This is a genomic window from Tychonema sp. LEGE 06208, from assembly GCF_015207505.1.
Classification (GTDB): Bacteria; Cyanobacteriota; Cyanobacteriia; order Cyanobacteriales; family Microcoleaceae; genus Microcoleus.
Genome location: NZ_JADEWT010000077.1, coordinates 19185 through 31728 on the forward strand (window position 1 = coordinate 19185; position 12544 = coordinate 31728).

A 12544-nucleotide genomic window follows, 5' to 3' on the forward strand; every position below is an offset into this window, starting at 1 on the left:
ATTTTAGATTTTAAATTTAAGTTTGTATAGCCGCTGGCAGGGTACGACTAACTTTAGCAGGAGTAAGAATTTGCTCTCCATTCCGATAGCCGACAAACCGAATATAAACTAATTCTCCTTCTGTTATATCTTTAACATCCGGCTGGTGCAACTGCGGATTGTAAGTCACTTGTTCCCAAGCTGAACCAATGGTTTCAAAATCCCAACTCGACAAGAGATTTTCTAAGGGCGTAAACAAAGCCGAGAGATTTTTTGCGCGCATATTCGGCTTGGCTTCTGCCATTTTGCGGGCGGCGGGATAGGTAATTAACAAAGTTTGCAACTGTTCAAAGGTGGCGCGGCGAAAATCGGCAGTTAGTTGAGTTTTTTGCTGCTGCAATTCTTCCCGCAGCCGGAAACACTGCTGTCTCAATTCTTCAATTTCGTTGGGATTAGTGGTGATTGTCGCCGATACGGGCAGCGCGCTAAGAGTGCGATCGAATTCTGGGAAATTCAAATTCAGCACTGTTGCCAGCCGCCTCAGTTGGTCTAGCGTGAGTTTTCCCACGTCTCCCTGTCGCACTAAGCGCACCCCGAAGCGACTTAAGCCGGCTTTCTCGCCCAAGTCTTGCCAATCGAGAATCTCTAGCTGATTCATGCGTTCCCGCAGAATTGTATCGTACTTAAACTCGATCGCATCTCCGGCCTCCGATGCAGCATAAAGGTAAACTAAAATTAGAAAAATGCCCCCCACAGCTAGCGCCATACTAAAGGCAGGCACTGTTGTTGTCTCAATTGTTACGCCGAGGAAATAAAACATAGTTAATTTTTCTAAACTTGTTTTAACGTCTGCGTTTGTTCGGCGATAGAATTTTCTTCGCCTTGATAGTATTCTGGTAGCAACTCTTGAGATTCTACTTTTCCCAGAGCTTTTTCAATTCCGGCGGTGGTTTCAGTACAGCTTGCACCAGTGGCGTTGAGGACGGTTTCGATAATTTTACCGTCTTTGCCGATGCGGTATTCTATTTGGCGGTACTCTGCCATAGTTCTCTTGCTTTAATATTTAAATTTTGACTGTTGAGTTATATTATAGATGCTGTTTACCAATTATTCAAATGAATTTTTGTAGCGACAATACCACCGGGGTTTCGCCGGAAATTATGACCGCGATTGCAGCGGCTAATTGCGGTGCAGCGATGTCTTACGGAGACGATGAATATACAGAACGTTTGCAAGTTAAATTTTCCGATTTGTTCGAGACATCAGTGACAGTTTTTCCCGTAGCAACCGGTTCCGCTGCTAATGCTCTAGCCCTGGCAGTGATGACTCCGACCTACGGCGCTGTTTACTGTCACGCCCAATCTCATATTAATCTGGATGAATGCGGCGCGCCGGAGTTTTTTACAGGCGGTGCAAAGTTAGTGACACTAACAGGAAATCATGCTAAAATAGAGGCAGAGACTTTAGGTGAAATAGTCGATCGCGCTGGTGCAGGTGTCGTCCACCACGTACAGCCCGCAGCCGTCAGTATCACACAAGCCACAGAAGCCGGCACAGTCTACCATCCAGCGGAAATTGCCCGCATTTCCGAGATTGTTCGCCGCCACAATTTGCACCTGCACATGGATGGTGCTCGCTTTGCTAACGCTGTTGCCAGTTTGGGCTGTTCTCCTGCAGATATTACTTGGCGCGCCGGCGTAGATATCCTATCATTTGGAGCGACCAAAAATGGGGCAATGGCTGCAGAAGCAGTAGTATTTTTCAATCAAAAATTGGCAAAAACTTTTCCTTTTTACCGCAAGCGCAGCGGGCATTTGTTCTCCAAAATGCGATTTTTGTCGGCGCAGTTAGAAGCATACATAACCGATAATCTGTGGCTAAAAAATGCGGCTCATGCTAATAAAATGGCTGCTAAATTAGCCGCAGATTTGGCGGGAGTTGAGAAAGTCAAATTTTGCCATCCCGTGGAAGCCAACGAAATTTTTATGCAGCTTCCCGAATCGGTAATTACAGCAGTTTTAGCTGAGGGTTTTCTGTTTTATCGGTGGGATAAATGTACTGTTAGACTGGTAACGGCTTTTAATACTAAAGAAGAAGATATTATTGCTTTAGTGAAAGCTATTAAACGCTATTCTGCATAAATTATAGTTGGGTAATTCCGGGTTAATTGAGGTTTTTTATAATAATAAATATTTCGGTAAATCCGCTTTGACAGATTTTGACAATTCGGTAGGAGGCGGGTTAACCAATAATCTCAAACAGTACAAACAGATTAGTAGTTAGTAGGGTCTTTCAGCTAGAGTTAGTTTTTAAGAGATAATTGAGAGTTCAAGAACTGATACCAATTCCGGTTGCATTCTTTATGATGTTAACAGTGAATAGAGAGGATTTGATATAGCGGTTCTCACAAAAGTGAGGAGAGCCTCATGCCCGGTTTGGCCTATGCCCTATCCCGGATAGTACCTCCTATGAGAGCTTGAAAGGCTATATCATATCAATTCCATTAGCATCGGAATTATTCATTTCTCTCTGACCTCTCTGTGTTCTCTGTGTTCTAGTAAGGTTAAATCATTCCGATGCAACCGGAAACGATATCACGCATCTGAAAGCTAGGGAGTGCGTCAGTTCCTGCAATTTAAAACAAGCCTCTCAAATTCCTACTGACGCACCCTACAACTAATATCTTGAACTACGGTTTGATGGGAAAATTTTAGGTTTAAATTTATCGTTTGGTGGGAGGCGGATTTTTGAAATTGTTGGTGAGAGTTAGAGATGATTTGTGAATTCGCTCCTACAATTTAATCGATTTAGGAAGAGGTTCTGCAACCGCAACTAATTCCGGTTCCTCTACTTCGATATGTGCTTCTAAAAGCGCCAAATTTCTCATGTTGGATTTATAAAAAGCATCGAAGATATCTCCGACTAAAGGTACTGAACCCACGACGGCCTCTAAACTGATATTGTAAATCATTTTTCCGAGGGTTTTGGGCGGGATATTGAATTGAGTGGCTAAGTAAATTAGGTATGCGGAAAACGCGGTATCTACGAGATCCCCAGCACCCGGAACTAAACCGATAAGGGGGTCTAAACCAATGCGAAATTTAGTGCCGGGGATGCCAATGGCGGTATCCATCAGGCGGCTGAGTTTGCGAATGCGGTTGAGGGTAGCGAGACGCTCTATTTTGTTCATATTATTATTTTTAGGCTAACTACAAAAAGCGACATCAGTCGGAAGATGGAAAAAAGCATTACCCTGACAGAACAGACTAAACCAGCCGGATTCATCTCAGGATAGCAAGGGCTACAATCAAACAGATTCGATCGTTCGGAATGCGAGTCCTTTTCAAACCTAGAGGACTCAAGTCCTGACTACAAACTTGATCGGGGTTATTTTATCAGATATGATATAATTAGCGGTATGAAATTAGGAAGTAAGCAGATACGATCGCACTTAACTATAGTTAATATGCTTAATTCCCCATTCGTGCATCGTATCAATAATCGGTTTGAGGCTTGTGCCCAAAGGTGTAAGCGAATATTCAACTTTCGGCGGAACTTGCAGGTAAATTTCCCGGTGCACAATCCCGTCTGACTCCATCTCCCGCAATTGCTGCGTCAGCATTTTCTGCGTAATGCCGTTGACAGCCCGTTGCAGCTCGTTAAAACGCTTCACTCCTCCAAACAGTTCCCGCAGAATTAAGACTTTCCACCGCCCGCCAATCACCTCTAAAGTTCTTTCTACCGGGCAATTTGCTCTCTCAATACTTCCTTCTTTGACTTGCATAGTATCTTTTTGGTAAGTATCGCACTTTTAAGTGCGTACTTTCCATAATAGCTTGACTAGGTTTAAAGTAGAAGTATCTCAGAAACACTGATAAAGTTCACTGATATAGCAATCCTAAATCATTATCACGTGCGGCGAACATAAATGTGATTTCCCCAAAATCCATCTGTAGGGACACGGCAGTGCCGTGTCCGGGAGACGGCAATGCCGTGTCCCTACAGACAATCATTTAGGATTGCTATACGAGTTCCGTCAAAGAAGGGAAGTCCCAGCCCGTACTCGTAACTACGAGCGACCTCAGTCATTCCCAATTACTCAATCTCAAATCTATAATCTCAAATTACAGGAGGATGCAGAAAATGATTACCGTCAGAAAAAGTGAAGCAAGAGGACACGCAAATCACGGTTGGCTGGACAGTTACCACACATTTTCTTTTGCCAGCTATTACGATCGCAATTATATGAATTTTCGCTCGTTGCGGGTAATCAACGAGGATGTCGTTAGCCCCGGTAAAGGTTTCGGAACTCACGGACATAAGGACATGGAAATTATCACCTATGTACTGGAAGGAGCATTAGAACACAAAGACAGTTTGGGAACCGGTGCAGCAATCAAACCCGGTGAAGTGCAGCGGATGAGTGCAGGTACTGGCATCCAACACAGCGAGTTCAATCACTCGCAAACAGAGCCTGTTCATTTGCTACAAATTTGGTTGTTACCGGATACAAATGACTTGCAACCGAGTTACGAACAACGGGAATTTCCCCTAGCCGAAAGGCGCGGACAACTGCGGCTTGTGGCGGCGCGCGATGCGAGAGATGGTTCGGTGAAAGTGCATCAAGATGTCGATTTGTATGCGGCGGTTTTGGATAAAAAATCGCGGGTTTCTCATACTTTGCAGCCAAATCGCCATGCTTGGGTGCAAGTTGCTCGCGGCGCTGTTTTGCTCAACGGTTTGAGTTTAGGAAAAGGTGACGGTGCGGCGGTTAGCGATGAGGCTGAGTTGGTGATTGAAGCGGCGGAAGATGCGGAATTTTTGCTCTTTGATTTGGCATGATATTGCACACTGTACATACTAAGTAAGGTATGCAATACACACCTTACTTAGTTATGAATAGTGATAGGTAAGGTACGCAATGCACACCCTACTTAGTATGGTTACTACTTAGAAAATAAGTAAATAGGAGGAAGAAAATAACTTTTATTTGTGCTATCTTTTCTAAGAGTAATTGCTGAGGATAAATTTTTATGCAACAAAAACCGATCGCCAGAAAGCATCTTGTTTTGAGCCTGATCACTGGTTTAGCAGTCGGCGCGATCGCGGGCGCAGCCCTCGGCTGGATAGCTAATGGCTATTATACTGAGCAGCGTTTGGCTCAAATTCTGATTTGCCGAGAAAAGAATAGAGATAAGCCAGTTGCTATTGTTGAGTCTATTTGCGGTTCCCGATTCTAAATTTTTCTGCTAGCGAGAGGGCTGTGTCAAATATTGTGAGGCTGGTGCGGATGTTGAAAGTTCGATCGCCCAAAACACTCTTCCATCCTCAACCGTCAACGCGCCACAAACCGGAAAAGTTATCCGTCCGTTGATAGGTGGGTATGTTAAATTGACACAATCATGAACTACAGCAGAACAATTCCGGCTATTTTGAGTGCTACGATCGCCCTAAGCTCGATCGTCCTAATTCCACTCACATCACCTCAAATCGCCCTAGCCTTAACCGCCGACGCAGTAAAAACCGTCGCCAAACAAATTACCGTCCGCATCCAAGGGCCAAAAGGCGGTTCAGGAGTAATTTTAGAGAAACAAGGTAGCACATACTATATCCTGACAAACTGGCACGTTGTCGATAAAGCAGGGGATTACGAAGTTGTAACACCCGACGGTGTAGCTCACTCTGTATACTACAGCCTCGTGCGGCGAGTGCCGGGGATGGACTTAGCCGTAGTGCCCTTCAGCAGCCCTCAAACCTACCGCCTCGCTCAATTAGCCAATTCCGCAGCAACCAAGGGAAACAAAGCCTATGTAGCCGGCTGGCCTGCATCCGGCGGTTCCCTGAGACAGCCGATTTTCATCGCCACCGAAGGTCAGCTTACCGGCCGCCAGACTCCCTGGAACGGTTATACTTTGGTATACAATAACTTAGTGAGAGCGGGGATGAGCGGCGGGCCCGTACTCGACGATGCGGGGCGAGTTGTGGCAATTAACGGCATTGTCAGGTTAGAGGAAAATTCGGATAAAATCGTGGCGGCGGGGATAGAAATCAATACTTTCATGAAATGGCGATCGGCTGTTTCGCTGCCGGTAGTTCCCCAATCTCCCACAGCCGGAAACCCGAAAACTCCTGTTAATAATGCGCCTCGGAAGCCTGGAAGCGCGATCGCCTTTGTCGCCACAAATAGCCTCAAAGGATCTTCGGAAGTTGTGAGTTCCCTTGCCCTAGCTTCAGCTTATTTTACTACAGGAAATAGCAACGGCACAATCTCAGTTTGGAATTTTTCCGACGGGCAATTAAAAACTACCCTGCAAGGACACACAGAAGCCGTAAATTCACTCGCAGCCAGTGCGGACGGAAAAGTGTTAGCTAGTGGCAGCGACGACAAAACTGTAAAAATTTGGAATTTAGAAACAGGCGCGGTTGTACGCACTTTGAGCGGGCATTCCGGTGCTGTTTCCAGCGTTGCCCTCAGTCCAGACGGCTTGTTTGTCGCGAGTGGCAGTTGGGATAAAACCGTGAAGGTTTGGAATGCCAAAACTGGGGAATTGCTGCGGACTTTAACCGGGCATTCTGGACTGGTGAATGCTGTGGCGATTAGCCCGGACAGCAAAATTTTAGCTAGCGGCGGTAAAGACGGTTCAATTAAGTTGTGGAATTTAGCAACAGGTCAAGCAATTCGCACAATTGCCGGCAAAAATTTGTCTGTTTTGTCCCTAGTTTTTACTCCCGATGGGAAAACTTTGGCTGCGGGAAACAGTAACGGGACAATTGGATTGTGGAATGTCGGAAACGGGCAGTTAATTCGGCGCTTAAGCGGGCATACTGATGGGGTTTGGTCGCTGGCAATCAGTCGGGATGGGAGTATACTGGTTAGTGGGAGTTGGGATAAGAGCGTGAAATTGTGGGATGTGCGATCGGGCGAATTGAAAGGCAATTTGAGCGGACATTCGGGCTATGTTACGGCTGTGGGAATTAGTGCAGATGCTAAGACTATTGTGAGTGCGGGTTGGTTGGGGGAAATTAAGATTTGGAAAAGGGGAAATTGAGCGGGCGATCGAATGTGCTACGATTAAATGAAAGCGTCATTGAATAACAAAAATAGTCACCCAAACTGTCTAATCAAAAGGTGAAAAATGAGTACCTTAACAACTAAATTACCTACAGACACCTGGGTGGTAGCAACATGGGAAGAATTCATCGCAATGGCAGATGACCCAGCTTACAATAAAGCCAAATGCTACTACCGCAACGGACAAATGAGGATTGAAACTATGTCAGTAGGGCCAGATCATTCACGAGATAATGCGATCGCACTTTTCGCAATTAACCTATTTTGTACTATCAAAGGTATTTCTCTTAACGGATTGGATAACTGTAGCTACAGGAAAACAGGAGTGCGAGAGTGTCAACCGGATGTATCATACTATATCGGAGAAAGAGCGCAATTAGCACCGAGGGGAACTTCGATCGCAAGTCTTGACGTTACCCCACCGCCAGATTTAGTCAGAGAAGTTGCTGACTCTACTTGGGCTGATGATATTGGTGAAAAACGGTTGCTTTACGAAGAGCTAAAAGTCGGTGAATATTGGGTACTAGACGTGCAAAAATCCGAAATTATTGCCTTTGCTATTATTGCTGATAATGGCAGTCGGCGGATTGTGCGATCGGAAGTTTTGCCGGGATTAACTATTGATTTGTTGGAAGAGACTTTGCGGCGGAGTCGCACTCAAGATCAAGCACAAGTAGGAAATTGGCTGTTAACTCAATTTCAGCAACCATAATTCCTGCTTTCTTCCTCCTCTCTTCCTTCGCGCCCTTTGCGCCTTCGCGGTTCGTCAAAAAAATCCCATTCATCAAAGCGTAATTTTGTCAACCCCCGCTTTACACTTGCTTAACAATCACCAACAAAAATATATTTTGACCGACTTGTATAAAAAACAATTAACTGCACGAAACAGGATTCTAAAACGAAATATATAGGGTTTCAAGCTTTATTTTATCAATTGACATACGTAGCCAAGATTTTTAAATTGATAATACCACGCAAACGACCTAAATTCGTCAGTTAAATGAGAATGAAATCAATAAAAAACCAACTCTACAGCCCAAAAAATAGTAATTGTTTTAAACTTTAAAACTTAAGTGAGAGAAGTATTGCTTAAACTTATAAAATTGCAAAAGCAATCTCAGCCTTAGCTGGACAGAGACAACGGCAGCCCTAAACTCGTCGTGCGTTTCTCTGGTACGATCGCCACTTATGATAGATTTGGTTACGGCCGGACTACACTAAAAGACAAAATCAAATTAAAATTTGCGCCATAAAATTCGATCGACCCCCACTGTTCCCGTGCTAAGACGCACAGCGCACAAGCGGTTGAGTCACATCTAAAATCTAAAATCTAAAATCGACTGGCTTCGGAAAAATGATAGAAGTAGAACACTTAAGCAAGGATTACGGTTCGACCGCAGCGATCGCGGACGTGTCCTTCTCGGTCGAATCAGGAGAAATTCTCGGTTTTTTGGGGCCCAACGGCGCAGGAAAAACCACAACCATGCGGATTTTGTCGGGATATTTGCCCGCATCCAGCGGTACTGCCCGCATCGCCGGCCTCGACGTACACGAAAACTCGATGGAAGTCAGACAGCGCATCGGCTATCTGCCGGAAAACCCGCCGCTTTATCCAGAAATGACTGTGGAAGGGTTTCTGTTTTTTGTGGCCAGGATTAAGCAAGTACCGGCGGGCGATCGCGCGCGACGAGTTACCTCGGCGATCGAGCGCTGCGGCCTGGTTGATAAACGCAAAGTTTTAATCCGCAAACTTTCTAAAGGATTTCGGCAACGTGTCGGTATCGCCCAGGCGATCGTCCACGACCCGCCAGTGATTATCTTAGACGAACCAACCGTCGGCCTAGACCCCCGCCAAATCATCGAAGTCCGCAATCTCATCAAAAGCCTCGGCGGCCAGCACACAATCATCCTTTCCACCCACATTCTGCCGGAAGTCAGCATGACTTGCAACCGCGTCACCATCATCAATCGCGGTAAAATCGTCGCTGCGGGTACTCCCGAAAATTTGATGGGAGAGTTGGCCACCGGAGAAGGTTACGAAGTGGAAGTTGAAGGTGAGGCGGATTTGTTGAACAGTCTGCTGTTGCCTTCTTTGGAAAATGTGCAAGGAGTTCGATCGGTCGAATTAATCCGCAAGCAGCAATTTGTAGCAGGTCATTACCACCTGCGGGCCTTGTGCGAATCGGACATAGAACCCGGACGAGAAATTGCCGCAGCTATTATCGCCTCTGGATTCGGACTCTGCGAGATGCGCCGCAATCAGGCTACTCTCGAAGATGTGTTTTTAAGGCTGACAGCAGCCCAAAATAAACCGGAAGAAACTCTTGTTCACAGCGAACCGGAGGTCGATAGAAATCTGCAAGCGACAGAAATTCAAGACTCGATCGCCGATGCTCATCAATCGGAACCGCAACCAATTGTGGAAAATCTGCCAGTTTCAGATAGGCTAGAGTCCCTCTATGATTCTCATTCAGCATCCGAACCTGTAGAAACAGTAGAATCGATCGCACATCCCGAACCAGAACCGATTCTCGAAACAACAGAGTCGATCGCACATCCCGAACCAGAACCGATTCTCGAAACAACAGAGTCGATCGCACATCCCGAACCAGAACCGATTCTCGAAACAACAGAGTCGATAAAAGGGAATCATCTCAGTTTGGGTGTCACAGGAACCCCAGCATCTGACTCGCTACAGATATCTAAACTAGCAAGCAGGATGCTCACTTTTGTAAAAAATATTTTTCACAAAAGTGAGATACTCCCGATAGAACCTTCTCCACCAGCACCAGTTGGCGAAAATCTAGATGTTGTAGAAACAGAAGAGTCGATCGCACTTTCTCAACCAGAACCGATTGTAGAAACAGAAGAGTCGATCGCACTTTCTCAACCAGAACCGATTGTAGAAACAGAAGAGTCGATCGAGCTTTCTCAACCAGAACCGATTGTCGAGTCGATCGCATATCCCGAACCAGAATCCGAACCAGTTGTCGCAATTGTCGAGTCGATCGCACATCCCGAACCAGAACCGATTGTCGAAACAACAGAGTCTAGAGAACTTTCTCCACCAGAACCGATTGTCGAAAATCTGGAAGTTGTAGAAACCGTAGAGTTGATCGAACTTTCTCAACCAGAACCGATTGTCGAAGCCGTAGAGTCTAGAGAACTTTTTCAACCAGAACCGGTTGTCGCAATTGTCGAGTCGATCGCACATCCCGAACCAGAACCGATTGTCGAAACAACAGAGTCTAGAGAACTTTCTCCACCAGAACCGATTGTCGAAAATCTGGAAGTTGTCGAAATCGTAGAGTCGATCGCACATCCCGAACCAGAACCGATTGTCGAAACAACAGAGTCTAGAGAACTTTCTCCACCAGAACCGATTGTCGAAAATCTGGCAATTGTCGAGTCGATCGAGTATTCCGAACCAGAACCGATTGTCGAGTCTATAGCACTTTCTCAACCAGAACCAATTGTCGAAACAACAGAGTCGATCGCATTTTCTCAACCAGAACAGATTTTTGAAACAATAGAGATAATCAACGATTTAGAACCTGAAGTGCAATCAGTAGCACATTTTCTGGAACTTGTAGAAAGACAAGAATCTAGACAACCTTCTCAACCAGAACCGATTGTCGAAAATCTCGAAATTCCACAAATCCTAGAGTCGAGAGAAATTTCTCAACCAGAACCGATTGTCGAAAATCTCGAAATTCCACAAATCCTAGAGTCGAGAGAAATTTCTCAACCAGAACCGGTTGTCGAAAATCTCGAAATTCCACAAATCCTAGAGTCGAGAGAAATTTCTCAACCAGAACCGGTTGTCGAAAATCTGCTGATTGTTGAAACAGTAGAGTCGATCGAGTATGCTCAACCTGAACCGATTGTTGAAAATCTGCTGATTGTTGAAACAGTAGAGTCGATCGAGTATCCTCAACCAGAATCGGTTGTCGAAAATCTACTCATTGTTGAAACAGTAGAGTCGATAGAACATCCTCAACCAGAACCGATTGTTGAAAATCTCGAAATTCCACAAATCCTAGAGTCGAGAGAAATTTCTCAGCCAGAACCGATTGTCGAAAATCTTGAAATTCCACAAATCGTAGAGTCGAGAGAAATTTCTCAACCAGAACCGATTGTCGAAAATCTCGAAATTCCACAAATCGTAAAATCTAGACAACCTTCTCAACCAGAACCACCCCCAGTTGTAACAAACCGGAAGCTTAAAAAAAAGCCACAACCGACTAGCGATTCTCAACCAGAACCGCCACCCCTTACCAGAAAGCGACAAATAGAAAAAAATCCCCAAAATACCAAAGACAGCGAACCAAACCCACCAGCCGACAAAACAGAATGAACCAATTACCAACTACCCAATCCCCAATCCCCAATTCCCAGGTTAGTAATGATTAGTAATATCATCGCCATTTATCGCAAAGAACTCCAAAGCTATTTTGCATCGCCATTAGCATACGCCATCGCCGCCGTCTTTTGGCTGATTACCGGCTACTTCTTAATCGCCATTCTCCTCGCCCCCGACGGGTTAATTCCCCAAATCGCCCAGCGAGATCAAATGGGAATTACCGAACCTCCCATCGACGTAGCCTACGAATTTCTCCAACTATTTCTGCGAATCATGGGTTCCCTTTCACTGTTCGTGCTACCCGCACTTTCAATGGGACTTTACGCAGAAGAACGCAAGCGCGGAACCCTAGAACTTTTAGCCACATCGCCCTTAACAAACTGGGCCGTTGCTACCGGCAAACTCCTCGGCGTTTTGACATTTTACACCACAATGTTGTTGCCCCTGCTCTTCTGCGAGGCGATCGCCCTCAGTTCATCAACCCCACCCGTACCCGCCGGTGTCCTCCTGTTAGGACACGGCGGCCTCATCCTCCTAGCAGCAGCAGTATTGTCCCTCGGAATGTTTATTTCCTCCCTCACAGACAGCACAATTTTATCCGCCATCCTCACCTTCACTCTAGTATTATTTCTGTGGGTAATTGATGCCGCCGCCGTCGGTATTAGCGGCCCCTTCGGAGTCGCATTAGCACAGTTATCGCTACTAACACATTACACCAATCTTGTCAAGGGAGTTTTCGATACCAGCAGTTTAATTATGTTTGCCAGTTACATCATTCTAGGAGTATTTCTCACCGCCCAATCCATCGATGCCTTACGATATCAGCGTTCTTAGAAAGGGAAGGGAAAAGTGGGAGAGGGGGAGAGTGTGAGAGGGGGAGAGTGGGAGAGTGGGAGAGTGGGAGAGTGGGAGAGTGGGAGAATTGCTTAATTCCCAATCCCTCCGCTTCGCTCCGCCCAATTACTAATTCCCAATTCCCAATGACTAATGACTAATGACTAATGACTAATGACTAATGACTAATGACTAATGACTAATGACTAATGACTAATGACTAATGACTAATGACTAATGACTAATGACTAATGACAAATGACTAATGACTAATGACTAATGTTAAATTCTACAAA

The 12544-nt window shown here is 45.4% G+C and carries 12 protein-coding genes; 7 read left to right on the top strand and 5 right to left on the bottom strand.

Going from position 1 to position 12544, the window contains the following annotated elements; translation table 11 throughout:
- Window positions 1-16 precede the first annotated feature (16 nt).
- Both IQ263_RS19195 and IQ263_RS19200 read right to left on the bottom strand, forming a co-directional pair.
- Window positions 17-760: an XRE family transcriptional regulator gene (locus IQ263_RS19195; RefSeq protein ID WP_333194660.1), complete on the bottom strand. Its 744-nt coding sequence runs from the start codon at window positions 758-760 to the stop codon at window positions 17-19.
- Between the two features lie 50 nt (window positions 761-810).
- Complete coding sequence (locus IQ263_RS19200; RefSeq protein WP_194069347.1) at window positions 811-1023, bottom strand: DUF2997 domain-containing protein; 213 nt, start codon at window positions 1021-1023, stop codon at window positions 811-813.
- 71 nt (window positions 1024-1094) lie between these two features.
- On the opposite strand from IQ263_RS19200, the gene IQ263_RS19205 reads away from it, so the two are divergent.
- Window positions 1095-2120: a threonine aldolase family protein gene (locus IQ263_RS19205; RefSeq protein WP_194069349.1), complete on the top strand. Its 1026-nt coding sequence runs from the start codon at window positions 1095-1097 to the stop codon at window positions 2118-2120.
- A gap of 650 nt (window positions 2121-2770) precedes the next feature.
- On the opposite strand, the gene IQ263_RS19210 is transcribed toward IQ263_RS19205, so the two are convergent.
- The 3 genes from IQ263_RS19210 to IQ263_RS29445 all read right to left on the bottom strand — a co-directional run bounded on the left by IQ263_RS19210 (window position 2771) and on the right by IQ263_RS29445 (window position 3992).
- Entirely contained in the window at window positions 2771-3169 is a 399-nt protein-coding gene (locus tag IQ263_RS19210) for a DUF4112 domain-containing protein (protein ID WP_194069351.1), read from the bottom strand.
- 261 nt (window positions 3170-3430) lie between these two features.
- Complete coding sequence (locus tag IQ263_RS19215; protein ID WP_194069353.1) at window positions 3431-3763, bottom strand: winged helix-turn-helix transcriptional regulator; 333 nt, start codon at window positions 3761-3763, stop codon at window positions 3431-3433.
- 97 nt (window positions 3764-3860) lie between these two features.
- The gene (locus IQ263_RS29445; protein WP_255515906.1) at window positions 3861-3992 is read right to left on the bottom strand and encodes a hypothetical protein; all 132 of its coding nucleotides are present in this window, start codon (window positions 3990-3992) and stop codon (window positions 3861-3863) included.
- Window positions 3993-4122: 130 nt separating this feature from the next.
- On the opposite strand from IQ263_RS29445, the gene IQ263_RS19220 reads away from it, so the two are divergent.
- The 6 genes from IQ263_RS19220 to IQ263_RS19245 all read left to right on the top strand — a co-directional run bounded on the left by IQ263_RS19220 (window position 4123) and on the right by IQ263_RS19245 (window position 12248).
- Window positions 4123-4821: a pirin family protein gene (locus tag IQ263_RS19220; RefSeq protein ID WP_194069355.1), complete on the top strand. Its 699-nt coding sequence runs from the start codon at window positions 4123-4125 to the stop codon at window positions 4819-4821.
- A gap of 191 nt (window positions 4822-5012) precedes the next feature.
- Window positions 5013-5219 carry a hypothetical protein gene (locus IQ263_RS19225; RefSeq protein WP_194069356.1) on the top strand — a complete coding sequence of 69 codons (207 nt, stop codon included), beginning with the start codon at window positions 5013-5015 and terminating at the stop codon, window positions 5217-5219.
- A 162-nt stretch (window positions 5220-5381) separates the two neighbouring features.
- A complete protein-coding gene (locus IQ263_RS19230) occupies window positions 5382-7028 on the top strand; it encodes a WD40 domain-containing protein (RefSeq protein ID WP_194069357.1) in 1647 nt (548 codons plus the stop codon).
- An 87-nt stretch (window positions 7029-7115) separates the two neighbouring features.
- Entirely contained in the window at window positions 7116-7763 is a 648-nt protein-coding gene (locus IQ263_RS19235; RefSeq protein ID WP_194069358.1) for a Uma2 family endonuclease, read from the top strand.
- 642 nt (window positions 7764-8405) lie between these two features.
- Entirely contained in the window at window positions 8406-11408 is a 3003-nt protein-coding gene (locus IQ263_RS29945; protein ID WP_194069363.1) for an ATP-binding cassette domain-containing protein, read from the top strand.
- A 48-nt stretch (window positions 11409-11456) separates the two neighbouring features.
- Window positions 11457-12248, top strand: a complete 792-nt coding sequence (locus IQ263_RS19245) for an ABC transporter permease (protein WP_194012477.1) — start codon at window positions 11457-11459, stop codon at window positions 12246-12248.
- Window positions 12249-12544 lie beyond the last annotated feature (296 nt).

Excerpts from the sequence above, each read along its gene's own strand:
- IQ263_RS19200 (WP_194069347.1), bottom strand. The coding sequence starts at position 1,023 with ATGGCAGAGTACCGCCAAATAGAATACCGCATCGGCAAAGACGGTAAA.
- IQ263_RS19205 (WP_194069349.1), top strand. The coding sequence starts at position 1,095 with ATGAATTTTTGTAGCGACAATACCACCGGGGTTTCGCCGGAAATTATG.
- IQ263_RS19210 (WP_194069351.1), bottom strand. The coding sequence starts at position 3,169 with ATGAACAAAATAGAGCGTCTCGCTACCCTCAACCGCATTCGCAAACTC.
- IQ263_RS19215 (WP_194069353.1), bottom strand. The coding sequence starts at position 3,763 with ATGCAAGTCAAAGAAGGAAGTATTGAGAGAGCAAATTGCCCGGTAGAA.
- IQ263_RS29445 (WP_255515906.1), bottom strand. The coding sequence starts at position 3,992 with ATGATTGTCTGTAGGGACACGGCATTGCCGTCTCCCGGACACGGCACT.
- IQ263_RS19220 (WP_194069355.1), top strand. The coding sequence starts at position 4,123 with ATGATTACCGTCAGAAAAAGTGAAGCAAGAGGACACGCAAATCACGGT.
- IQ263_RS19225 (WP_194069356.1), top strand. The coding sequence starts at position 5,013 with ATGCAACAAAAACCGATCGCCAGAAAGCATCTTGTTTTGAGCCTGATC.
- IQ263_RS19230 (WP_194069357.1), top strand. The coding sequence starts at position 5,382 with ATGAACTACAGCAGAACAATTCCGGCTATTTTGAGTGCTACGATCGCC.
- IQ263_RS19235 (WP_194069358.1), top strand. The coding sequence starts at position 7,116 with ATGAGTACCTTAACAACTAAATTACCTACAGACACCTGGGTGGTAGCA.
- IQ263_RS29945 (WP_194069363.1), top strand. The coding sequence starts at position 8,406 with ATGATAGAAGTAGAACACTTAAGCAAGGATTACGGTTCGACCGCAGCG.
- IQ263_RS19245 (WP_194012477.1), top strand. The coding sequence starts at position 11,457 with ATGATTAGTAATATCATCGCCATTTATCGCAAAGAACTCCAAAGCTAT.